Raw genomic sequence first — 19835 nt, 5'->3', positions numbered from 1 at the left:
GCCGCGGCCCGCCGGCGCCGCGATCTGCACGCGCCGCGCGCCCGCGCGGTGAGCCTGACCCAGGCCACCGAGCTGGCACGGTGTACGCAGTCGAGAGTGCGCGCACTGACGACCGCCGCGCGTGAACTGAAGCTCAAGGTCCACATGGACGGTGCCCGCTTCGCGAACGCCGTGGCCTCGCTGGGCTGCGCGCCGGCCGATGCGAGCTGGCGCGCCGGCGTCGACGTGTTGTCGTTCGGCGCCACGAAGAACGGTGCGCCGGTCGGCGAGGCGGTGGTGTTCTTCGACCGTGGGCTGGCCGACGGCTTCGAGTGGCGCGCCAAGCAGGCCGGCCAGCTGGCCTCGAAGATGCGCGTGCTGACCGCGCCCTGGGTCGGCCTGCTCGAAGGTGGCGCCTGGCTCGCGCACGCCGGCCACGCCAACGCGATGGCCCAGCGGCTCGCGGCGGCCATCGATACCCTGCCCGGCGTGCACCTGCTGCACGCGCCGCAGGCCAACGGCGTGTTCGCCGAGCTGCCGCGCCCCGCGATCGAGGCCCTGCGCGCGCAAGGCTGGCGCTTCCATGAGATGCTGCCGAACGGCGGTTGCCGGTTGATGTGCGCCTGGGACACCCGGCCCGAGACCGTCGACGCCTTCGCGGCCGATCTGGCCGTGGCCTGCCGGACCCCCTAGCCTCACCACGACACTGCGATGGCCGTTTCCGTCTTCGACCTGTTCAAGATCGGCATCGGGCCGTCGAGCTCGCACACGGTCGGGCCGATGCGGGCGGCCAAGCTGTTCGTGCAGCGCCTGGCGCACGAGGGCCTGTTGGAGCGCACCGCGCGCGTGGTGTCCGAACTCTATGGTTCGCTGGGCGCCACCGGCAAGGGCCACGGCTCCGACAAGGCCGTGCTGCTGGGACTGATCGGCGAGGACCCCGACAGCGTCGATGTCGACGCCATCCCGACCCGTCTGGCCGCCCTGCGCGAACATCGCCGCCTGGCGCTGCTGGGCCAGCACGAGATCGACTTCGACGAGGCCCGCGATCTGCTGTTCCGGCGCCGCCAGAGCCTCCCCTTCCACCCCAACGGCCTGCGCTTCGCCGCCTACGACGCCGACGGCGTCGAACTGGCGAACCGCTGCTACTACTCGGTCGGTGGTGGCTTCGTGCTGAGTGACGAGGTGGCCGCCGACGGCAGCCGCCAACAGAAGGTCGTGCCCGACACCACCGTGCTGCCACACCCCTACCGCAGCGGTGACGAACTGCTGCGCCTGACGCGCGAGCTCGGCTGCTCTATCGCCGAGGTGATGCGCCGCAACGAGCGCCACTGGCGCAGCGACGCCGAGATCGACGCCGGCCTGCTGCGCATCTGGCGCGTGATGCAGGCCTGCGTGGAGCGCGGCCTGCGCACCGAGGGCGTGCTGCCCGGCGGCTACCAGGTCAAGCGGCGCGCCGCCAGGCTCTACCGCGACCTGACGGCCGACCCGACCGCCGCGCTCAGCGACCCGCTGCAGGTGCTGGACTGGGTCAACCTCTACGCACTGGCGGTCAACGAGGAGAACGCCGCCGGCGGGCGCGTGGTCACGGCACCGACCAACGGTGCCGCCGGCATCGTGCCGGCCGTGCTGCATTACTACGCCCGCTTTGTTCGCGACGCAAGCGATGCCGGCATGGTCGATTTCCTGCTCACCGCCGCGGCCATCGGCATCCTCTACAAGGAGAACGCCTCGATCTCCGGTGCCGAGGTGGGCTGCCAGGGCGAAGTGGGTGTCGCCTGCTCGATGGCCGCCGGCGCGCTGTGCGCGGTGCTGGGCGGCACGCCGGCGCAGGTGGAGAACGCCGCCGAGATCGGCATGGAGCACCACCTGGGCCTGACTTGCGACCCGGTGGGCGGGCTGGTGCAGATCCCGTGCATCGAGCGCAACGCCATCGCCTCGGTGAAGGCCATCAACGCGGCGCGCATGGCGTTGCGCGGCGACGGCACCCACCACGTGAGCCTCGACCAGGTCATCAAGACCATGCGCGAGACCGGCGCCGACATGCAGACGAAGTACAAGGAAACCGCGCGCGGCGGACTGGCGGTCAACATCGTCGAGTGCTGAACTGGGGGCGCGCCGGCCTTTGTAGACTGACCTGCGCCCCTTTGCCGCTGCCCCAGATGCTCGACACGCTCGCCGCCACCGTTCGCCGCGCCACCGCCGCCCTGCCCGATTCGGTCACGCACTGGACCGCACGCGGCGTCAGCGAGCGATCCGAACAGCTCGGCGTGCGCCAGGGCGTTGCCGAAACGCCGAAGCGAGTGCGTGACGAGGGTGTGATGCTCACCGTCGTCGACGGTGGCGTGGGCCATGCGGCCACCGCCGACACGTCCGGAGCCGGCTTGCGTACCGCCCTGCTGCGCGCCCACGCGCTGGCCCGGGCCGGCGCCGGCAAGACGGTGTCACGCCCGCGGAGCTGCCGCGCCCGCGCGACAGCGGCCAATACGCCAGCCGCGTCGAGCGACCGCACCACACCCTGACGCTGGGCGACAAGCTCGAGCTGCTGATGCGCGTGAACGCGGCCTGCCGGATCGACGAGCGCATCGTCGACGCGCAGACCAGCCTGTGGAGCGTCGAGACCGATCAACTTTTCCTGAGCAGCGACGGCGCCCACATCGAGCAGCGCTTCGCCTACCTCACGCCGGCCATCCAGGTGACGGCGGTCGACGGCGGCGTGACGCAGGTGCGGTCCAGCGCCGGACAGTACAACGGCTACTGCCAGCAGGGCGGGCTGGAAGTGCTGGACCGCGCCCGCTTCGAGCAGGACGGCCCGCGCGTCGCGCGCGAGGCGCTGGAGCTCGTGGCCGCACCCCACTGCCCGAGCGGCCGCATGGACCTGCTGCTGATGCCGGACCAGATGATGCTGCAGATCCACGAGAGCATCGGCCATCCGCTGGAGCTGGACCGCATCCTCGGCGACGAGCGCAACTTCGCCGGCACGAGCTTCGTCACGCTCGACCTGTTCGGCCACTACCGCTACGGCAGCGAGCTGCTGAACGTGAGCTTCGATCCGTCACGTGCGCACGAATTCGCCGGCTTCGCTTTCGACGACGACGGCACGCCGGCCGAGCGCCGCATGCTGATCGAGCGCGGCGTGCTGCTGCACCCGCTGGGCGGCAGCCTGTCGCAGGCGCGCGCCCGGGCCGCCGGCCACGACGTGGGCGGCGTGGCCACCACGCGGGCCTGCAGCTGGAACCGCGCGCCGATCGACCGCATGAGCAATCTCAACGTCGAACCCGGGCACAGCACGCTCGACGAACTGATCGCCGCGGTCGACCACGGCGTGGTGATGCACACCAACTGCTCGTGGAGCATCGACGACTCGCGCAACAAGTTCCAGTTCGGCTGCGAGTACGGCCGCATGATCCGCCACGGCCGGTTGGCCGAGGTGGTGCGCAACCCGAACTACCGCGGCGTGAGCGCGACCTTCTGGCGCTCGCTGGCCGGGGTGGGCGATGCGTCGACCTGCGAGGTGATGGGCACGCCCTTCTGCGGCAAGGGCGAGCCCTCGCAGGTGATCCGGGTCGGGCACGCCTCTCCGGCCTGCCTGTTCACCGGCGTCGACGTGTTCGGCGGGGTCGACGGATGAGCGGGCTGACCGAGCGCCCTCACTTCGACGCGCTGGCCGACAGCGTGTGCCGCGCCGATGGCGTGGACCGCGTCAGTCTGGCACTGAACGCCGAGGCCAGCGACTTCCTGCGCTTCAACCGCGCGGCGCTGCGCCAGGCCACCCATGTGCTGCAGGCACAGGCGACGCTGGCCGTGGTGCGCGGCCGGCGCCACACCGAGAGCAGCCTCACCCTCACCGGCGACCTGGCGCTCGACACGCAACGCCTGCTCGCCGAGCGCACGCTTCTGATCCACGATCTCTCGCTGATCCCCGACGACCCCTGGCTGCTGCTGCCGGAGGAAGCGCACAGCAGCGACCGCGACGACCGCGGTGCGCTGCCGTCGCCCGCGGCCGTGATCGACGCCGTGCGCGAGCACGCCGACGGCCTGGACTTCGTCGGCTTCTATGCCGGCGGCCCGGTGGTGCGCGCCTACGCCGACAGCCTGGGTGCACGCCACTGGCACCGCGTGGAAAGCTTCGACTTCGAGTGGTGCCTGGTCCACGCTGCCGACAAGGCGGTGAAAACGCAGTACGGCGGCACGGCGTGGTCGCTGTCCGAGTTCGCGGCACGCCTTCGCGAAGCGGCAGCCCAGCTCGCGCTGCTGCGCCAGCCGGCGCGCGCGCTGCCGCCCGGTGCCTACCGCGCGCTGTTCAGCCCGGCGGCGATGAACGAACTGCTGGCCACGCTGGGCTGGAGTGGCTTCGGCCTGAAGGCCCGGCGCACCGGCGTGTCCTCGCTGGCGAAGCTGGCGCACGGCGACGCCCGTCTGCACTCGTCGGTGCGCCTGAGCGAGGCGCCCGGCCGCGGTTTCACGCCGGCCTTCACGGCCGACGGCTTCGTGCGCCCGGCCGAGGTCCTGCTGGTCAGCGACGGCCGCGCCGTCGATACGCTGAACGCGCCCCGCTCGGCCCGCGAGTACGGCCTGCCGGCCAACGGCGCGAACGCGGCCGAGACGCCGGAGGCGCTGGCGCTGGCGCCCGGTGCACTGCCGCATGGGCGACTGCTCGAGACGCTGGGCTCGGGCCTCTGCGTGAGCAACCTCTGGTACCTGAACTACAGCGACCGCCAGGCCTGCCGCATGACCGGCATGACACGCTTCGCCTGCTTCTGGGTCGAGGGCGGCGAACTGGCCGCACCGCTGGAGGTGATGCGCTTCGACGACAGCTTCCTGCGCCTGTTCGGCGATGGCCTGGTGGGCCTGGCCGACCGTTGCGAGCGGATGCCCGACAGCAGCACCTACCAGTCGCGGCAGCTCGCCTCGATCACGGCACCTGCGGCCCTCGTCGACGGCTGGCGGCTCACGCTCTGATCGCGCCGCCGCGGCGGTGGCCCGGCTACTTCGCCAGATCGTAGAGCGGCTTGCCCTTGTCGACCACGTGCACCGTGAACACCTTCAGCGAGGTGTCGCCGATCACCTTGAAGCCGCCGTGCCGCACGTCGCGCAGGTTGTGGATCGCGATGCCTGTCGGCAGCGCCATCGGCTCCTTGCCGGGCAGTTGGACCGTGGCACCCTGCACCACGTAGGCCGCCTCGACCCCGTGGTGGAAGTGCGCCTCCAGCGTTTCGCCGGGCTTGTATTCGGCGATCGAGGAGACCACCTCCATGCCGGGCGCGCCGCTCAGGTCGCTGCGCTTGAGTTCGACGCGCTGCGGCGAATCCTGCCCCCAGGCCGCGGCGGCCACCGCCAGGCCGCACAGCGCGACGAACGATCGAAGAGCGTGGCGCATCGGTGGCTCCCCGTCAGGCGTCCGGCAGGTGCGCCGCGATCGGCGCCACCGGCAGGCGCACATCGCCGCACTGCGCGCGGTGGCGCAGTGCATGGTCCATCAGCACCAGCGCCAGCAGCGCCTCGGCGATCGGCGTGGCGCGGATGCCGACGCAGGGGTCGTGGCGGCCGAAGGTCTCGACCGTCGCCGGCTGGCCCTGCAGGTCGATCGACTGGCGTGGCGTGCGGATCGAGCTGGTGGGCTTGATCGCGATCGATACGCGGATATCCTGCCCGGTGCTGATGCCGCCGAGCACACCGCCGGCGTGGTTGCTGCGAAAGCCCTGGGGCGTGAGTTCGTCGCCGTGCATCGAGCCGCGGTGCGCGACGCTCGCGAAGCCCGCGCCGATCTCGACGCCCTTGACGGCGTTGAGCCCCATCATCACGTGGGCGATGTCGGCGTCGAGCTTGTCGAACAGCGGCTCGCCCCAGCCGACCGGGACGCCGGTGGCCTCGACAACGATGCGCGCGCCGACCGAATCGCCCTCCTTGCGCAAGGCGTCCATGAAGTCCTCGAGCTGGCCGATCTGGCTGGCGTTGGGCGCGAAGAAGGGGTTGTCCGGCACATGCTGCCAGCCCTCGAAGGCGATGTCGATCTCGCCCAGCGCCGCCATGCCGCCGCGAAAGGCGATGCCGTGGTGTTCCTTGAGCCACTTCTTCGCCACCGCGCCGGCGCCGACCATCGGGGCGGTGAGGCGCGCAGAACTGCGACCACCGCCGCGCGGATCGCGCAGGCCGTACTTGTGCCAGTAGGTGTAGTCGGCGTGGCCGGGGCGGAAGGTCTGGACGATGTTGCCGTAGTCCTTGCTGCGCTGGTCGGTGTTGCGGATCAGCAGGCAGATCGGTGTGCCGGTGGTGCGGCCCTCGTGGACGCCGGACAGGATCTCCACCGCGTCGGGCTCGTTGCGCTGGGTCACGTGGCGCGAGGTGCCAGGACGGCGGCGGTCCAGCTCGGGCTGGATGTCGGCCTCGCTCAGGCTCATGCCGGGCGGACAGCCGTCGATCACGCAACCGATGGCGGGTCCGTGGGATTCACCGAAGTTGGTGACGCAAAACAAGTGGCCGAGGGTGCTGCCGGACATGATTCGGGGCGAATGCGGAACTCAAGCCGCATTGTGACAGCGGCCCGTGCCGTCACCCCCATGCCCGGCCCGGCCCCGCCGCTCGGACGCTCAGAATCGGCAGGCCAGCCCGAGGTGGGCGCGCATCTCGACGCTGGAGCCATCGCGGTCCTGGCGCAGCCGGGTCGGCAGCCGAAGGCGTGTGGCGCAGTCGGTGGCCTCGACGCCGATGGAGCGCAGCATGCGCTGCGGCGTCTCGGAACTCATGCTCAGTGCGTGGTGAGCGCGGCGCGGGCGGCCGGCACCGGGCACGTCATAGCGCGGCAGTTCGACGATGCTGAATTTGAAGGCAGCATCCTGCCGCGTCGCGTCGCGCAGTTCGGATTGCGCTCTCGACGGCCAGGACGGCGATGCCGGCTGCACGGTCCACGGTGCGTTCGGGGCCGAGTCCTCGCCGGGCGCCGTCTCCACGGCCGCGCTGCTGCACACCACCGCAGCCAGGCCCAGCGACGCGACACCGCGACCCAACCGCCGAAATCGAAGCTTCATGATGGCTCTCCCGCATCCCATGCGGAGAGCATCGGCGTTTCAGATGAAGCGCGGCTGAAGTGGTAACACCCCGATACCCCTGCAGCGGGGTCCCTGCCAAATGCCTCACGTCCGGGTGGGGACCCTGTAACGCCGCGGTTGCGACTGCGGCGCTACTGCTGGGGCGCCGGGGCGGAGTCTTCCTCGACCGGCCAGTCGCGGATGTAGGCCTTGAGCATGCGGTTCTCGAAATCCTGCCCGTCGACCACCGCCTTGGCGACGTCGTAGAACGAGATCACGCCCATCAGGGTGCGCTGGGTCAGCACCGGCATGTAACGGGCATGGCGGCCGAGCATCATGCGGCGCACTTCGTCGATCTCGGTGTCGGGGGTGCAGGTCATCGGGTGGTCTTCCATGACCGTGCGCACGATGGTGTCGCCCACATTGCCACCATTGCCGACGATAGCCTGGATGACCTCGCGGAAGGTCAGCAGGCCCACCACATCACCGTGCTCCATCACGACCAGCGAGCCGATGTCGCGCTCTGCCATGGTGCGCAACGCCTCGGCCAGGGGCTGGGAGGCGTGACGGTGAACAGGGTGCCCCCCTTGACGCGCAGGATGTCGCTGACTTTCATGATGGGCTCCTTCGAGATGCCGTTGAATTCAATATACCCAGAATCCCCGGCGAGGGCCACAGAAGGAACTAGGAGCGTGACCGTCTGACGGGATCGCGGTTGCCCGACCCGGGATCAGATCAGCTCCTGCAGCGTCATCTCGCCGAAGCGCGCGCGCTGCCAGAACCCCCGCAAACCGGGGCTGGGGTCGAGCAGCAGCGCGGCGAGCAGCGGCTGAGCCGGCGTCGTGTTCGGGTCGCAGAGCAGCACATAGCGCTTCTCGCCGGCCTCGTCGAGGCGACCGACCCAGTCGAGCTCGACCAGCCGCTCCAGCGAGGGCTCGATCTGCAGCGGATCGGTGCGCAGCGTGGACGCCAGGCCGACGAGCCCCAGGCCGCGTTCACCGCGGGCGCGCGCCGCGGCCAGCTCGCGCAGCAGTTGGACGGCGGCCTGGAAGCGGTAGCCCGGGGTGTTGGGCTGCCGCACGATGTGCATCGACAGGCTCGGCGCGTAGGCGGCGATCACCGCGCCGAGTAGAACGATCACCCAGCCGAGGTAGAGCCAGATCAGGAAGATGGGCACGGTGGCGAAAGCGCCGTAGATCGTCGAGTAGGTCGGCACCTGGGCCAGGTACCAGGCCAGGCCCTTCTTGGCCAGCTCGAAACCGGCCGACACGAACAGCCCGCCCGCCAGGGCGTGGCGCCAGCGCACCTCGGTGTTGGGCACGTAGTGGAACAGCCCGGCCATCGCCGCAGCCAGCAGGCCGAACTCCAGTGCATTGAGCAACACGCTCAGGCTGCCCGGCATGGCGCCGACCACGCCGCGCGAAGCCGAGATCGCATAGGAGGTGAGCGTCAGGCTCACGCCCAGCAGCAGCGGACCGAGCGTGGCGGCGGCCCAGTAGACCAGCACGCGCTGCGCGATCGGCCGCGGCTTGCGCACACGCCAGATCGCGTTGAGCGTGCGATCGATCGTGAGCATCAGCGCCAGCGCCGTGAGCACCAGCACCACCAGGCCGACGGTGCCCAGCCGGTGCGCCTTGCCGGCGAACTGCGTCAGCGCGCCCAGCACCGGCTTGGCGATGCCATCGGGCACCAGCGACTGGATGAAGTACTTTTCCAGGGCACCCTGGAACTGGCCGAACATCGGGAAGGCGCTGAAGATCGCCAGCGTCACGGTGGCCAGCGGCACCAGTGCGATCGTGGTGGTGAAGGTCAGACTGCTGGCGGTGAGCCCGAGGCGGTCTTCGCGAAAGCGCTGGCGCAGGGTCTTCAGCGTGTCGAGCCAAGGCCAGGTCTGCAGCGTCTCGGCCAGCAGCGCGATGCGTTCGCGCCAGCCGGCCTTCAGGAGATCGGGAACGGTCATGCTCGATATGATGCCAGCCATGTTTCGATGCAATGCGGTGGACGGCACGCGGGCCGTCGCGGTGGGGAGCCTGCTCGGCCTGATCGTGCTCGGTCTGTTGTGGGAGCTCTGGCTGGCGCCGACCGGCAGCGGCATGCTGGCATTCAAGGTGCTGCCGCTCGCGCTGCCGCTGGCCGGCCTGCTGAAGCGGCGCATGTACACCTACCGCTGGGTCAGCCTGCTGGTTTGGCTCTACTTCATCGAGGGCGTGGTGCGCGCCAGCGGCGACCGTGGCCTGAGCGCCTGGCTCGCGGGGCTGGAGATCGTGCTGTGCTTGACCTTGTTCGCCGCCTGCGCGCTGCACGTGCGCTGGCGCTTCAAGCAGGCCGCTGCCGGCGCCTCGTCATGAGCGCTTCGCTGCTCGATGCGCTGCGCGCCGCGCTGGGGCCGGCGCAGGTGCTGACCGATGGCGACCGCTCGGCCTGGGAGATCGACTGGCGCAAGCGCTATCACGGCAAGGCGCTGGCGGTGGTCCGGCCCGGCAGCGCGGCCGAAGTCGCGGCGGTGGTGCGGGCTTGCGTCGCGCACGGCACGAGTCTGGTCCCGCAGGGCGGCAACACCGGCCTGGTCGGGGGTGGCGTGCCCGACGGTAGCGGTCGCCAGGTGTTGCTGAGCCTGGCGCGCCTGAACCGCGTGCGCGCCATCGACGCCGCCAACTCGACGATGACGGTCGAGGCCGGCTGCGTGCTGCAAGCGGTGCAGGAGGCTGCCGCCGCGCAGAGCCTGCTGTTTCCGCTGAGCCTGGCGGCCGAGGGCAGCTGCACGATCGGCGGCAACCTGGCCACCAACGCCGGGGGCACCCAGGTGCTGCGCTACGGCAATGCGCGTGAACTGTGCCTGGGGCTCGAGGTGGTGACCGCCGCCGGCGAGATCTGGGACGGCCTGAGTGGCCTGCGCAAGGACAACACCGGCTACGACCTGCGCGACCTGTACATCGGCAGCGAAGGCACGCTGGGCGTCATCACCGCGGCGACGCTGAAGCTGCACCCGCAACCTGCGGCACGCTGCACCGCGCTGGCCGCGTGCGCCACGCTGGCCGACGCCGTGGCCTTGCTGCAGCGGGCCCAGGCCCGGCTCGGCGCCGGGCTGACCGGCTTCGAGGTGATGGGGCGCTTTGCGCTGTCGCTGGTCGAGAAACACTTCCCCGCCCTGCCGCGACCGCTGGCGCCCAGCCCGTGGACGGTGCTGCTCGAGCAGTCGGACATCGAAGACGAGGCACATGCACGCGGGTTGTTCGAAGGGTTGCTCGAGAGCGCGCTCGAGGCGGGCACGATCGTCGATGCCGCGGTGGCCGAGAGCGTGCAGCAATCGAGGCAGCTGTGGCACCTGCGCGAGAGCATCCCGCTGGCCCAGGCCGAGGAAGGCCTGAACATCAAGCACGACATTGCGCTGCCGGTGTCGCGCATCCCGGACTTCGTGGTCACCACCGACGCCTTGCTGCAGGCTGCCGTGCCGGGCGCCCGGCTGGTGAACTTCGGCCACCTCGGCGACGGCAATCTGCACTACAACGTGCAGGCGCCGGAAGGGATCGACGCGGCGGCATTCCTGCGCGGCCACGAGCCGGCCGTGAACCGGATCGTCTATGACGCCGTCCAGGCGCATGGCGGCTCGATCTCGGCCGAGCATGGCATCGGCGCGCTCAAGCGCGAGGAACTGCAGCACTACAAGTCGCCGGTCGCACTGGCACTGATGCGCTCGATCAAGCAGGCCCTCGATCCTCAGGGGCTGATGAACCCCGGCCGCCTGCTCTGAGCGAGGCGGCGCCAGTCGCGCCGCGGGCGACGGGGGCTCTACTGAAGCGGGCCTTTGAGCGCCTTGGGCACCGGCAGCGCATGCACTTCGATGCCCTCCTCGCGCAGCGCCTGGGTCTGCTCGGCGCTGGCCTGGCCACGGATGCCGCGCTCCGCGGTCTCGCCGTAGTGGATGCGGCGGGCCTCGTCGGCGAAGCGCTCGCCGACGTCCTCCGTCTGGGCCATCACGTGGTGCACCGCGCGCAGCCAGAGCGCCTCGACGCTCTGCTGCTCGGGCGTCGGCGCACTGGAAGCCGCCTCGACCGCACGCGACGGCGAGAGATTCAGACGCGGTGCGCTGGGCAGGCGGCTGATCTCGCCGCTGCCGCAGAGCGGGCACTCGACCAGCCCGCGCTCGCACTGTGAACGGTAATCGTCTTCGGAGCCGAACCAGCCCTCGAAGCCATGACCGTGCGAGCAGCGCAGACTCAGAACCTTCATGACGACATCATGCGCCAACGACGCCCGTCGGTGCGGGCTGCCATTGCAAAACCCAGCGCCCGGCGCGCCAATGCGTGAGCCATAGCATGCCGATCAGCGTTTTCGCGTCGGTCAGTTCGCCGCTCGCCGCCATCACCTCGAGCTCCTCCAGCGTGACCGTGGAGACGTCCAGGAACTCGCCGGCGTCGAGATGGCGCTCGCCGGCGACCAGACCACGCGCGAACCAGACCTCGATGCCTTCGTCGGAGTAGGCGATGGCGTTGTGCAGCAGACCGGCCCGCGCCCATTCACGCGCCCGGTAGCCGGTCTCCTCGGCCAGTTCGCGCACCGCGCAATGCAGCACGGGTTCGCCGGCGTCCAGCTTGCCGGCCGGGAATTCGATGAAGGCACGGTGCAAGGGATAGCGGAACTGCCGCTCGACGACCAGGCGGCCGTCGTCGAGCAACGGCACGATCATCACGGCCCCGGGGTGGACGATGTACTCGCGGGCCGCCTCGCCACCGTCCGGCAGGCGCACCGTGTCGCGGCGCACGTCGAGAAAATGGCCGCGATAGACCTGGGTGCTGGTGACGCAGTCCTCACGCAGATGGCGGTCGTCGGCGGGGGACATCCGGTCGGGTGTGGCACTCATCGCGATCCGGGTTCAGCCAGGAGGGTGGCGCCGAAGGTAACGCCACACGAAGCCGGGAAATGCGAACGTGAAGAACAGGCACAGCATCACCGCATAGAACTCCCAACCTTGCGGATGGCGCTGACCGATGCGGGCCTCGAGTCCCATGCCGAGCAGCACGACGAGCGCGCCCAGGCTCAGCAGTTCGAGCAGGCGCCAGCCGAGCGGCTTGGCTGGCGCCCGTTGCGGGCCAACGACAAACAACCGTTCATTGACGAACGGCAGATTGGCCGCCAGCAGCGCCAGGGCGAGCACCAGCCAGACGGCGGGCGAAGTCGTCATGCCGGCCTCAGGTGGCCAGCGCGAGCCGGATGGCGTCGGCGCACAGCGCCATCAGACCACCGGGCAGCAGGCCGAACACCAGCACCGCCGCGCCATTCAGCGACAACAGCACGCGCACCTCGGTCGGTGCTGCGACGAGCGCCGGGCCGGCGGCCGGCTCGTCGAAGTACATGGTCTTGACGACGCGCAGGTAATAGAAGGCGCCCACCAGCGACAACAGCACCGCCACGACAGCCAGCAAGATGTAGCCGGTGACGTTGGTCGACACCAGCGCCTGCAGCACCGCGAGCTTGGCATAGAAGCCCACCGCCGGCGGAATGCCCGCCAGCGAGAACATGCAGATGCCCATGATGGCTGCGAGCAGCGGGTTGCGCTGGTTGAGCCCACGGAGGTCATCGATCTCCTCGGCCTCGAAGCCCTGGCGTGCCAGCACCATGATCACGCCGAAGGTGCACAACGTGGTCAGCAGGTAGGTAACCAGGTAGAACATCGCCGAGCTGTAGCCGTTGGCGGCCGAGAAGGTGTTGCCGGAGATCACGGTCGGCGTCAGGCCCAGCAGCATGAAGCCGAGCTGGGCGATCGCCGAATAGGCCAGCATGCGCTTGAGGTTGCTCTGCGCGATCGCGGCGACGTTGCCGATCACCATCGACGCGACCGACAGCACGATGAGCATCTGCTGCCAGTCGAGCGCGAGGCCGATCATGCCCTCGACCAGCAGGCGGATCGTGATCGCGAAGGCGGCCAGCTTGGGCGCGCCGGCGATCATCAGCGTGATCGCCGTGGGCGCGCCCTGATAGACGTCAGGCACCCACATGTGGAAGGGCACGACGCCGAGCTTGAATCCCAGGCCGGCGACCACGAACACCACGCCGAACACCAGCACCTGCTTGTTGATCTGCCGGTGCCGATGGCCTTGAACACCTCGCCGAGGTCGAGCGAACCGGTCGCGCCGTACATCATCGACAGGCCGTACAGCAGGAAGCCGCTGGCGAGCGCGCCCAGCACGAAATACTTCATCGCCGCTTCGGTGGACACCGCGTGATCCCGGCGCAGCGCGACCAGCGCGTACAGGCTCAGCGACATCAGCTCCAGGCCCAGGTAGATGACCAGGAAATTGTTGGCCGAGATCATGATCGAGATCCCGAGCAGCGAGAACAGCGCCAGCGTGAACAGTTCGCCCTTCAGCAGCTCGCGGTCGGCGGCATAAGGGCGCGCGTAGACCAGCGTGATGAAGGTCGCGACGGTGGCGAAGAAGGCCAGCAGATGGCCCATCGGATCGGCCACCACCATGCCCTGCATCGCGTAGAGCGTGAAGCCGCCCCGGAAGTAGCTGAGATGCATCAGCGCCACGGCGACCAGCGTCGCCAGTGACAGCACATAGGTCAGGGTGCGCTTGGGCGATCGCGAGTACAGATCGACCAGCGCGATCACGCAGGTCATCGCGAGCAGCACGATCTCGGGGTAGATGGCGAGCCAGTTCATGTCGTTCATAGAGGTGGCCTGGCGATCAGTTCAGCTTCGAGACGGCCACGTGCTTCAGCAGTTCGGTCACGGAGACCTGCATCACGTCGGTGAAGGGCTTCGGGTAGACGCCCATCCACAGCACCGCGGCGGCCAGCAGCGACAACATGAAGAACTCGCGGCCGTTGATGTCGGTCAGTTCGCGCACGTGGTCGTTCGCCACCGCGCCGAAGTAGACGCGCTTGACCATCCAAAGCGTGTAGGCAGCACCGAAGATCAGCGTCGTGGCTGCCAGCAGGCCGATCCAGAAGTTGAACTTCACGGCGCCGAGGATCACCATCCACTCGCCGACGAAGCCGGCGGTGCCCGGCAGGCCGCAGTTGGCCATGGCGAAGAAGACCGCCAGCGCGGTGAACTTCGGCATCGTGTTGACCACCCCGCCGTAGGACGCGATCTCGCGCGAGTGGACGCGGTCGTAGAGCACGCCGATGCACAGGAACATGGCCCCCGAGACGAAGCCGTGGCTGATCATCTGCACGATGCCGCCCGAGACGCCCAGTTCGTTGAAGATGAAGAAGCCCAACGTCACGAAGCCCATGTGGGCGATCGACGAATAGGCCACCAGCTTCTTCATGTCCTGCTGCACCAGCGCCACCAGGCCGATGTACAGCACGGCGATCAGCGACAGCGCGATGACGAAGAAGGCCCATTCGTGGCTGGCGTCCGGCGCGATCGGCATCGAGAAGCGCAGGAAGCCGTAGGCGCCGAGCTTGAGCATGATGGCCGCCAGCACCACCGAGCCGCCGGTCGGTGCCTCGACGTGGGCGTCGGGCAGCCAGGTGTGCACCGGCCACATCGGCACCTTGACCGCGAAGGCGGCGAAGAAGGCGAAGAACAGCAGCGTCTGCGCCGTCATCGGCAGCGGCAGCGTGTGCCACTCGAGGATCTCGAAGCTGCCGCCCGACTTGTAGTACAGGTAGATCAGCGCGATCAGCATCAGCAGCGAGCCGAGCAGCGTGTAGAGGAAGAACTTGAACGCGGCATAGACGCGCCGCGGGCCGCCCCACACCCCGATGATGATGTACATCGGGATCAGCGTGGCCTCGAAGAACACGTAGAACAGCAGCCCGTCGAGCGCCGAGAACACACCGACCATCAGGCCCGACAGGATCAGGAAGGCGCCCATGTACTGGTTGACGCGCTCCGTGACCACCTCCCAGGCGGCGATGACGACGATGACCGTGATGAAGGCCGTGAGCAGCACGAACCACACCGAGATACCGTCGACGCCCAGGTGGTAGCGCACGTTGAAGCGGTCGATCCAGGCGAGGTTCTCGCTGAACTGCATCGACGCGGTCGCGGTGTCGAAGCCCGTGACGAGCGGCAGCGTGACGGCGAAGCTGAGCACCGCGGCGACCAGCGCGATCCAGCGCACGACGCCGGCGTGCTCGTCGCGCCCGGCGGCGAGCAGCACAACGCCGAACACGATCGGCATCCAGATGGCGAGCGAAAGCAGACCCATGTCAGTCGTCCTCGCTCACTTGGCCAGCCACACGAACCAGGTCATCAGCGCGAACACGCCGATGATCATGACCAGTGCGTAGTGGTAGATGTAGCCGGACTGGAAGGGCTTGGTCAGCGTGGCGATCCAGCCGACCAGGCGCGCCGAGCCGTTGATCGCACCGTCGATGACGGCCACGTCGCCACCCCTCCACAGGCCGCGCCCCAGGCCACGGGCGGCCGGCGCCAGCAGGTTCTCGTTGATCCAGTCCATGTAGTACTTGTTCTCGAGGAGACGCACGATCGGCGACAACGTGCGCGCGATCGCGGCAGGGATGCCCGGCTTGAGCATGTAGAACACGTAGGCGGTCACCACGCCGGCGAGCGCCAGCCAGAACGGCAGCGTCTGGAGACCGTGCAGCGCCATCGCCGCGGCGCCGTGGAACGCCTCGGCCAGCTCTTCCAGTGCCGGATGCGCGGCGGCATTGACGAAGATCGAGTCCTTGAAGAAGTCCCCGAACAGCATCGGCTGGATCGTCAGGTAGCCGATCAGCACCGACGGAATGGCCAGCAGCACCAGCGGCACCGTCACGACCCAGGGAGACTCGCGCGGATCATGGTGCACGGCATGGCCGTGGTCGTCGTGCGCGTCGTGGTGGTCGTGCTCGCCCGGGAAGGGCTTGTCGCGGAAGCGCTCCTTGCCGTGGAACACCAGGAAGTACATCCGGAACGAGTAGAAGGCCGTGACGAACACGCCGGCGACAACCGCCAGGTAGGCAAAGCCCGAACCCCACAGGTGGCTCGCGTGCACCGCCTCGATGATCGAGTCCTTGCTGTAGAAGCCCGAGAACAGCGGAGTGCCGATCAGTGCCAGCGAGCCCAGCAGCGAGGTGATCCAGGTGATGGGCATGTACTTGCGCAGGCCGCCCATGTTGCGGATGTCCTGGTCGTGGTGCATGCCGATGATCACCGAGCCGGCACCGAGGAACAGCAGCGCCTTGAAGAAGGCGTGGGTCATCAGGTGGAAGACGGCGATCGAGTAGGCCGAGGCCCCGAGCGCCACCGTCATGTAGCCCAGCTGCGACAGCGTCGAGTAGGCCACCACGCGCTTGATGTCGTTCTGGATGATGCCCAGGAAACCCATGAACAGCGCGGTGATCGCGCCGATCACCATCACGAAGGACAGCGCCGTATCGGACAGCTCGAACAGCGGCGACATGCGCGCGACCATGAAGATGCCGGCGGTCACCATCGTCGCCGCGTGGATCAGCGCCGAGATCGGCGTCGGGCCTTCCATCGAGTCCGGCAGCCAGACGTGCAGCGGGAACTGCGCGCTCTTGCCCATCGCGCCGATGAAGAGGCAGATACAGGCCACCGTGATCAGCATCCAGTCGGTGCCGGGGAAGCCCAGCTTCGCCAGTTCGGGCGCCTGGGCGAACAGCTCGCCGTAGTTGAGCGTGCCGCCGTAGGCCAGCAGCAGGCCGATGCCGAGGATGAAGCCGAAGTCACCGACCCGGTTCACCAGGAAGGCCTTCATGTTGGCGAAGATCGCCGTCGGCTTGGTGTACCAGAAGCCGATCAGCAGGTAGCTCACCAGGCCCACCGCCTCCCAGCCGAAGAACAGCTGCAGCATGTTGTTGCTCATCACGAGCATCAACATCGAGAAGGTGAACAGCGAGATGTAGGAGAAGAAGCGCTGGTAGCCCGGGTCTTCTTCCATGTAGCCGATGGTGTAGATGTGCACCATCAGCGAGACGAAGGTCACCACGCACATCATCATCGCGGTGAGGCCGTCCACGAGGAAGCCGACCTCCATCTTCAGGCCGCCGATCACCAGCCACTCGTAGATCGTGGCGTTGAAGCGCGCGCCGTCGAGCACCACGGCCTTCAGTGTGATCGCCGAGAGCACGAAGGCGATCAGCACACCGAGGATGGTGACGCTGTGCGCACCACGCCGCCCGACCGCCTTGCCGAACAGGCCGGCCACCACGGCACCCACCAGGGGCGCGAGCGGTACGGCGAGCAGCATCGATTGTGAAAGTCCAGCCATCTTGTTGTTCTCTGCTCTTTCGAACGGACGGGCACGCCGGCCCGCCCCTGCGTTGGGTCGTGGGTCAGCCCTTCAGTGCGTCGAGCTCGTCGACGTTGATCGTCGATCGGTTGCGGAACAGCACCACCAGGATGGCCAGGCCGATCGCCGATTCGGCGGCGGCCACGGTCAGGATGAAGAACACGAACACCTGGCCGGCCATGTCGCCCAGGTAGTGAGAGAAGGCCACGAAGTTCAGGTTGACGGCCAGCAGCATCAGCTCGATCGCCATCAGCAGCACGATGAGGTTCTTGCGGTTCAGGAAGATGCCGATCACCGACAGCGCGAACAGCATCGCGCCCAGCGAGAGGTAATGGCCCAGCGTGATGCTCATGTCTTCCCTCCGGTGGCTGCCGGTTCGGCCGGCGCCGGCGGCGCTGGCGGACGCTCGGGCTGCATCTGGACGATGCGCACGCGGTCGGCCTTGCGCACCTTCACCTGGGCGGACGGGTCGACGTACTTGCTGTCCTTGCGCTTGCGCAGCGTCAGCGCAATCGCCGCGATGATGGCCACCAGAAGCAGCACCGCGGCGATCTGCAGCGGGTACAGGTAGTGCGTGTAGATCTCGATGCCGAGCAGCTTGGTGTTGCCCATCTGCGCGGCCACGGCATCGAGCGGCGGCGCCTCGGGCAGATCGAAGCCCCGGCGCAGCACCCAGATCATCTCGGCCGCGATCACTGCGCCGATCGTGCCGGCCACCGGGAACAGCTGCCAGAAGCCCTTGCGTACCGTGTCGGCATTGGCGTCGAGCATCATCACCACGAACAGGAACAGCACCATCACGGCCCCGACGTAGACCAGCACCAGCGAGATCGCCAGGAACTCGGCCTCCAGCAACATCCACACGCAGGCGGCGTTGAAGAAGGCCAGCACCAGGTAGAGCGCGGCATAGACGGCGCTGCGCGCGGTGATGACGCGGAACGAGGCGAACAGGAGGATCGCCGAGAAGACGTAGAAAAGCGCAGATTCTGTGTTCATGGTGTCGTCCGCAACCGAAGTCCGGGCCCTCGAGGGCCAGGTCACCGGTAGGCTGCGTCGGCCTCCTTGTTGGCGGCGATTTCGTTTTCGTAGCGGTCGCCCACGGCCAGCAACATGTCCTTGGTGAAGTACAGGTCGCCGCGCTTCTCGCCGTGGTACTCGAAGATGTGGGTCTCGACGATTGAGTCGACGGGGCAGCTTTCCTCGCAGAAGCCGCAGAAGATGCACTTGGTCAGGTCGATGTCGTAGCGCGTCGTGCGGCGGCTGCCGTCGTCGCGCACCTCGGACTCGATGGTGATGGCCAGCGCCGGACAGACCGCCTCGCACAACTTGCAGGCGATGCAGCGTTCCTCGCCGTTCTCGTAGCGGCGCAGCGCGTGCAGGCCGCGGAACGCGGCGACAGCGGCGTCTTCTCTTCCGGGAACTGCACCGTGATGGCCGGCGACAGGAAGTGCCGGCCGGTCAGCTTCATCCCCTTCAGCAGTTCGAGAAGGAAGAAGGTGTTGAAGAATTCCTTGATGGAGGCCACAGCGGACATGGTCAGGCCCTCCTTATTTCCAGATGTTCCACGGCGACTGGATCCACAGCCCCACGACAACCAGCCAGATCAACGTGATCGGGATGAAGATCTTCCAGCCCAGCCGCATGATCTGGTCGTAGCGGAAGCGCGGGAACGTGGAGCGCACCCACAGGAACATGGTCACGACCACGAAGGTCTTGAGGCCCAGCCAGATCCATCCCGGAATCCAGTTGAAGACGACGCTGTCGATCGGCGGCAGCCAGCCCCCCAGGAACATGGTCACGGCAAGCGCCGAGATCAGGATCATGTTGGCGTACTCGGCCAGGAAGAACATGGCGAAGGCCATGCCCGAGTACTCGATCATGTGACCGGCCACGATCTCGGACTCGCCTTCCACCACGTCGAAGGGGTGGCGGTTGGTCTCGGCGAGGCCGGAGATGAAGTAGACGATGAAGATGGGGAACAGCGGCAGCCAGTTCCAGCTGAGGAAGTTGAGCCCCATGTCGGCGAAGCGCCCTCTGTCCTGCCCGAGCACGATCTCGGTCATGTTCAGGGTGCCCGACACCATCAGCACCACCACCAGCGCGAAGCCCATCGCGATCTCGTAGCTGACCATCTGCGCCGAGGCGCGCAGCGCGCCGAGGAAGGCGTACTTCGAGTTCGATGCCCAGCCGGCGATGATCACGCCATAGACCTCCATCGAGGTGATCGCCATCAGGAACAGCAGGCCGGCGTTGATGTTGGCCAGCGCCACTTCCGGGCCGAACGGCACGACCACCCAGGCGGCAAGCGCCGGCATGATGGTCATCACGGGACCGAGCAGGAACAGGCCCTTGTTGGCCGCCGTCGGCAGGATGATTTCCTTGAAGATCAGCTTGACCGCATCGGCGATCGGCGTGAGCAGGCCCCAGGGGCCGACGCGGTTGGGGCCGGGACGGATCTGCGTCCAGCCGATGGCCTTGCGTTCCCACAGCGTGAGGTAGGCGACGCAACCCATCAGCGGCGCGATCAGTGCCACGATCTTGATCAGGTTCCACACGACGGGCCAGAAGCCGCCGAGCAGGCTGCTGCCGAACTGGTTGAAGCTCTCGATCATGATGT

Annotated in this window: 17 protein-coding genes and 4 pseudogenes; 6 read left to right on the top strand and 15 right to left on the bottom strand. The window is 68.2% G+C overall.

The genetic code is table 11. The features are described 5' to 3' along the window. From Y694_RS05515 to Y694_RS05500, 4 genes and pseudogenes are all read left to right on the top strand, one after another. Positions 1-672: low specificity L-threonine aldolase (locus Y694_RS05515; protein WP_036230572.1), on the top strand; the 672-nt coding region annotated here is incomplete at its 5' end. An 18-nt stretch (positions 673-690) separates the two neighbouring features. Beyond that, complete coding sequence (locus Y694_RS05510) at positions 691-2082, top strand: L-serine ammonia-lyase (protein WP_036230571.1); 1392 nt, start codon at positions 691-693, stop codon at positions 2080-2082. A gap of 56 nt (positions 2083-2138) precedes the next feature. Then, positions 2139-3607: pseudogene (locus tag Y694_RS05505) on the top strand (TldD/PmbA family protein). Further along, a complete protein-coding gene (locus tag Y694_RS05500; RefSeq protein WP_036230570.1) occupies positions 3604-4938 on the top strand; it encodes a metallopeptidase TldD-related protein in 1335 nt (444 codons plus the stop codon). Before Y694_RS05505 ends, Y694_RS05500 begins: the two are co-directional and overlap by 4 nt. Before the next feature lie 25 nt (positions 4939-4963). Here Y694_RS05500 and Y694_RS05495 read toward each other — a convergent pair whose 3' ends face one another. From Y694_RS05495 to Y694_RS05475, 5 genes and pseudogenes are all read right to left on the bottom strand, one after another. Then, positions 4964-5356, bottom strand: a complete 393-nt coding sequence (locus Y694_RS05495; RefSeq protein WP_081771287.1) for a hypothetical protein — start codon at positions 5354-5356, stop codon at positions 4964-4966. A gap of 13 nt (positions 5357-5369) precedes the next feature. Then, positions 5370-6476: a chorismate synthase gene (gene aroC, locus Y694_RS05490; protein WP_011829024.1), complete on the bottom strand. Its 1107-nt coding sequence runs from the start codon at positions 6474-6476 to the stop codon at positions 5370-5372. Between the two features lie 90 nt (positions 6477-6566). After that, the gene (locus Y694_RS05485; RefSeq protein WP_011829023.1) at positions 6567-7004 is read right to left on the bottom strand and encodes a hypothetical protein; all 438 of its coding nucleotides are present in this window, start codon (positions 7002-7004) and stop codon (positions 6567-6569) included. A 152-nt stretch (positions 7005-7156) separates the two neighbouring features. Then, positions 7157-7620 (bottom strand): annotated as a pseudogene (locus tag Y694_RS05480) (CBS domain-containing protein). A 114-nt stretch (positions 7621-7734) separates the two neighbouring features. Continuing rightward, positions 7735-8964 (bottom strand): YihY family inner membrane protein, encoded by a 1230-nt coding sequence (locus tag Y694_RS05475; RefSeq protein ID WP_036230567.1) that lies wholly within the window; start codon positions 8962-8964, stop codon positions 7735-7737. 19 nt (positions 8965-8983) lie between these two features. Between Y694_RS05475 and Y694_RS05470 the strand changes: the two genes are divergently transcribed. Together Y694_RS05470 and Y694_RS05465 are read left to right on the top strand one after the other, a co-directional pair. Then, positions 8984-9352: a DUF2069 domain-containing protein gene (locus tag Y694_RS05470; RefSeq protein ID WP_036230578.1), complete on the top strand. Its 369-nt coding sequence runs from the start codon at positions 8984-8986 to the stop codon at positions 9350-9352. Then, the gene (locus Y694_RS05465; RefSeq protein ID WP_036230565.1) at positions 9349-10755 is read left to right on the top strand and encodes an FAD-binding oxidoreductase; all 1407 of its coding nucleotides are present in this window, start codon (positions 9349-9351) and stop codon (positions 10753-10755) included. Before Y694_RS05470 ends, Y694_RS05465 begins: the two co-directional genes overlap by 4 nt. A 38-nt stretch (positions 10756-10793) precedes the next feature. On the opposite strand, the gene Y694_RS05460 is transcribed toward Y694_RS05465, so the two are convergent. The 10 genes and pseudogenes from Y694_RS05460 to nuoH form a co-directional block, all read right to left on the bottom strand. Further along, complete coding sequence (locus tag Y694_RS05460) at positions 10794-11234, bottom strand: DUF1178 family protein (protein WP_011829018.1); 441 nt, start codon at positions 11232-11234, stop codon at positions 10794-10796. A gap of 7 nt (positions 11235-11241) precedes the next feature. Then, a complete protein-coding gene (locus Y694_RS05455) occupies positions 11242-11865 on the bottom strand; it encodes an NUDIX domain-containing protein (protein ID WP_036230563.1) in 624 nt (207 codons plus the stop codon). Positions 11866-11877: 12 nt separating this feature from the next. Next, complete coding sequence (locus Y694_RS05450; RefSeq protein WP_011829016.1) at positions 11878-12186, bottom strand: DUF2818 family protein; 309 nt, start codon at positions 12184-12186, stop codon at positions 11878-11880. A gap of 7 nt (positions 12187-12193) precedes the next feature. After that, positions 12194-13677, bottom strand: a pseudogene (gene nuoN / locus Y694_RS05445) (NADH-quinone oxidoreductase subunit NuoN). 16 nt (positions 13678-13693) lie between these two features. After that, positions 13694-15169: an NADH-quinone oxidoreductase subunit M gene (locus Y694_RS05440; protein WP_011829014.1), complete on the bottom strand. Its 1476-nt coding sequence runs from the start codon at positions 15167-15169 to the stop codon at positions 13694-13696. A 15-nt stretch (positions 15170-15184) separates the two neighbouring features. Continuing rightward, positions 15185-17197: an NADH-quinone oxidoreductase subunit L gene (gene nuoL, locus Y694_RS05435; protein ID WP_173402799.1), complete on the bottom strand. Its 2013-nt coding sequence runs from the start codon at positions 17195-17197 to the stop codon at positions 15185-15187. Positions 17198-17261: 64 nt separating this feature from the next. After that, positions 17262-17570: an NADH-quinone oxidoreductase subunit NuoK gene (nuoK, locus tag Y694_RS05430; protein ID WP_011829012.1), complete on the bottom strand. Its 309-nt coding sequence runs from the start codon at positions 17568-17570 to the stop codon at positions 17262-17264. Continuing rightward, positions 17567-18214 carry an NADH-quinone oxidoreductase subunit J gene (locus tag Y694_RS05425; RefSeq protein ID WP_011829011.1) on the bottom strand — a complete coding sequence of 216 codons (648 nt, stop codon included), beginning with the start codon at positions 18212-18214 and terminating at the stop codon, positions 17567-17569. Before Y694_RS05425 ends, nuoK begins: the two co-directional genes overlap by 4 nt. Before the next feature lie 41 nt (positions 18215-18255). Next, a pseudogene (nuoI, locus tag Y694_RS05420) lies at positions 18256-18752 on the bottom strand (NADH-quinone oxidoreductase subunit NuoI). A 13-nt stretch (positions 18753-18765) separates the two neighbouring features. Continuing rightward, positions 18766-19830: an NADH-quinone oxidoreductase subunit NuoH gene (gene nuoH / locus Y694_RS05415; RefSeq protein WP_011829009.1), complete on the bottom strand. Its 1065-nt coding sequence runs from the start codon at positions 19828-19830 to the stop codon at positions 18766-18768. Positions 19831-19835: the final 5 nt, after the last annotated feature.

Source organism: Methylibium sp. T29-B, from assembly GCF_000576225.1.
In the GTDB taxonomy this organism is placed as follows: domain Bacteria; phylum Pseudomonadota; class Gammaproteobacteria; order Burkholderiales; family Burkholderiaceae_C; genus Methylibium; species Methylibium petroleiphilum.
This window is presented reverse-complemented; position numbering and strand designations above follow the sequence as displayed.

Bases quoted from the DNA above. Each gene is read 5' to 3' on its own strand.
- Y694_RS05510 (WP_036230571.1), top strand. From the start codon at position 691: ATGGCCGTTTCCGTCTTCGACCTGTTCAAGATCGGCATCGGGCCGTCG.
- Y694_RS05500 (WP_036230570.1), top strand. From the start codon at position 3,604: ATGAGCGGGCTGACCGAGCGCCCTCACTTCGACGCGCTGGCCGACAGC.
- Y694_RS05495 (WP_081771287.1), bottom strand. From the start codon at position 5,356: ATGCGCCACGCTCTTCGATCGTTCGTCGCGCTGTGCGGCCTGGCGGTG.
- aroC (WP_011829024.1), bottom strand. From the start codon at position 6,476: ATGTCCGGCAGCACCCTCGGCCACTTGTTTTGCGTCACCAACTTCGGT.
- Y694_RS05485 (WP_011829023.1), bottom strand. From the start codon at position 7,004: ATGAAGCTTCGATTTCGGCGGTTGGGTCGCGGTGTCGCGTCGCTGGGC.
- Y694_RS05475 (WP_036230567.1), bottom strand. From the start codon at position 8,964: ATGACCGTTCCCGATCTCCTGAAGGCCGGCTGGCGCGAACGCATCGCG.
- Y694_RS05470 (WP_036230578.1), top strand. From the start codon at position 8,984: ATGTTTCGATGCAATGCGGTGGACGGCACGCGGGCCGTCGCGGTGGGG.
- Y694_RS05465 (WP_036230565.1), top strand. From the start codon at position 9,349: ATGAGCGCTTCGCTGCTCGATGCGCTGCGCGCCGCGCTGGGGCCGGCG.
- Y694_RS05460 (WP_011829018.1), bottom strand. From the start codon at position 11,234: ATGAAGGTTCTGAGTCTGCGCTGCTCGCACGGTCATGGCTTCGAGGGC.
- Y694_RS05455 (WP_036230563.1), bottom strand. From the start codon at position 11,865: ATGAGTGCCACACCCGACCGGATGTCCCCCGCCGACGACCGCCATCTG.
- Y694_RS05450 (WP_011829016.1), bottom strand. From the start codon at position 12,186: ATGACGACTTCGCCCGCCGTCTGGCTGGTGCTCGCCCTGGCGCTGCTG.
- Y694_RS05440 (WP_011829014.1), bottom strand. From the start codon at position 15,169: ATGGGTCTGCTTTCGCTCGCCATCTGGATGCCGATCGTGTTCGGCGTT.
- nuoL (WP_173402799.1), bottom strand. From the start codon at position 17,197: ATGGCTGGACTTTCACAATCGATGCTGCTCGCCGTACCGCTCGCGCCC.
- nuoK (WP_011829012.1), bottom strand. From the start codon at position 17,570: ATGAGCATCACGCTGGGCCATTACCTCTCGCTGGGCGCGATGCTGTTC.
- Y694_RS05425 (WP_011829011.1), bottom strand. From the start codon at position 18,214: ATGAACACAGAATCTGCGCTTTTCTACGTCTTCTCGGCGATCCTCCTG.
- nuoH (WP_011829009.1), bottom strand. From the start codon at position 19,830: ATGATCGAGAGCTTCAACCAGTTCGGCAGCAGCCTGCTCGGCGGCTTC.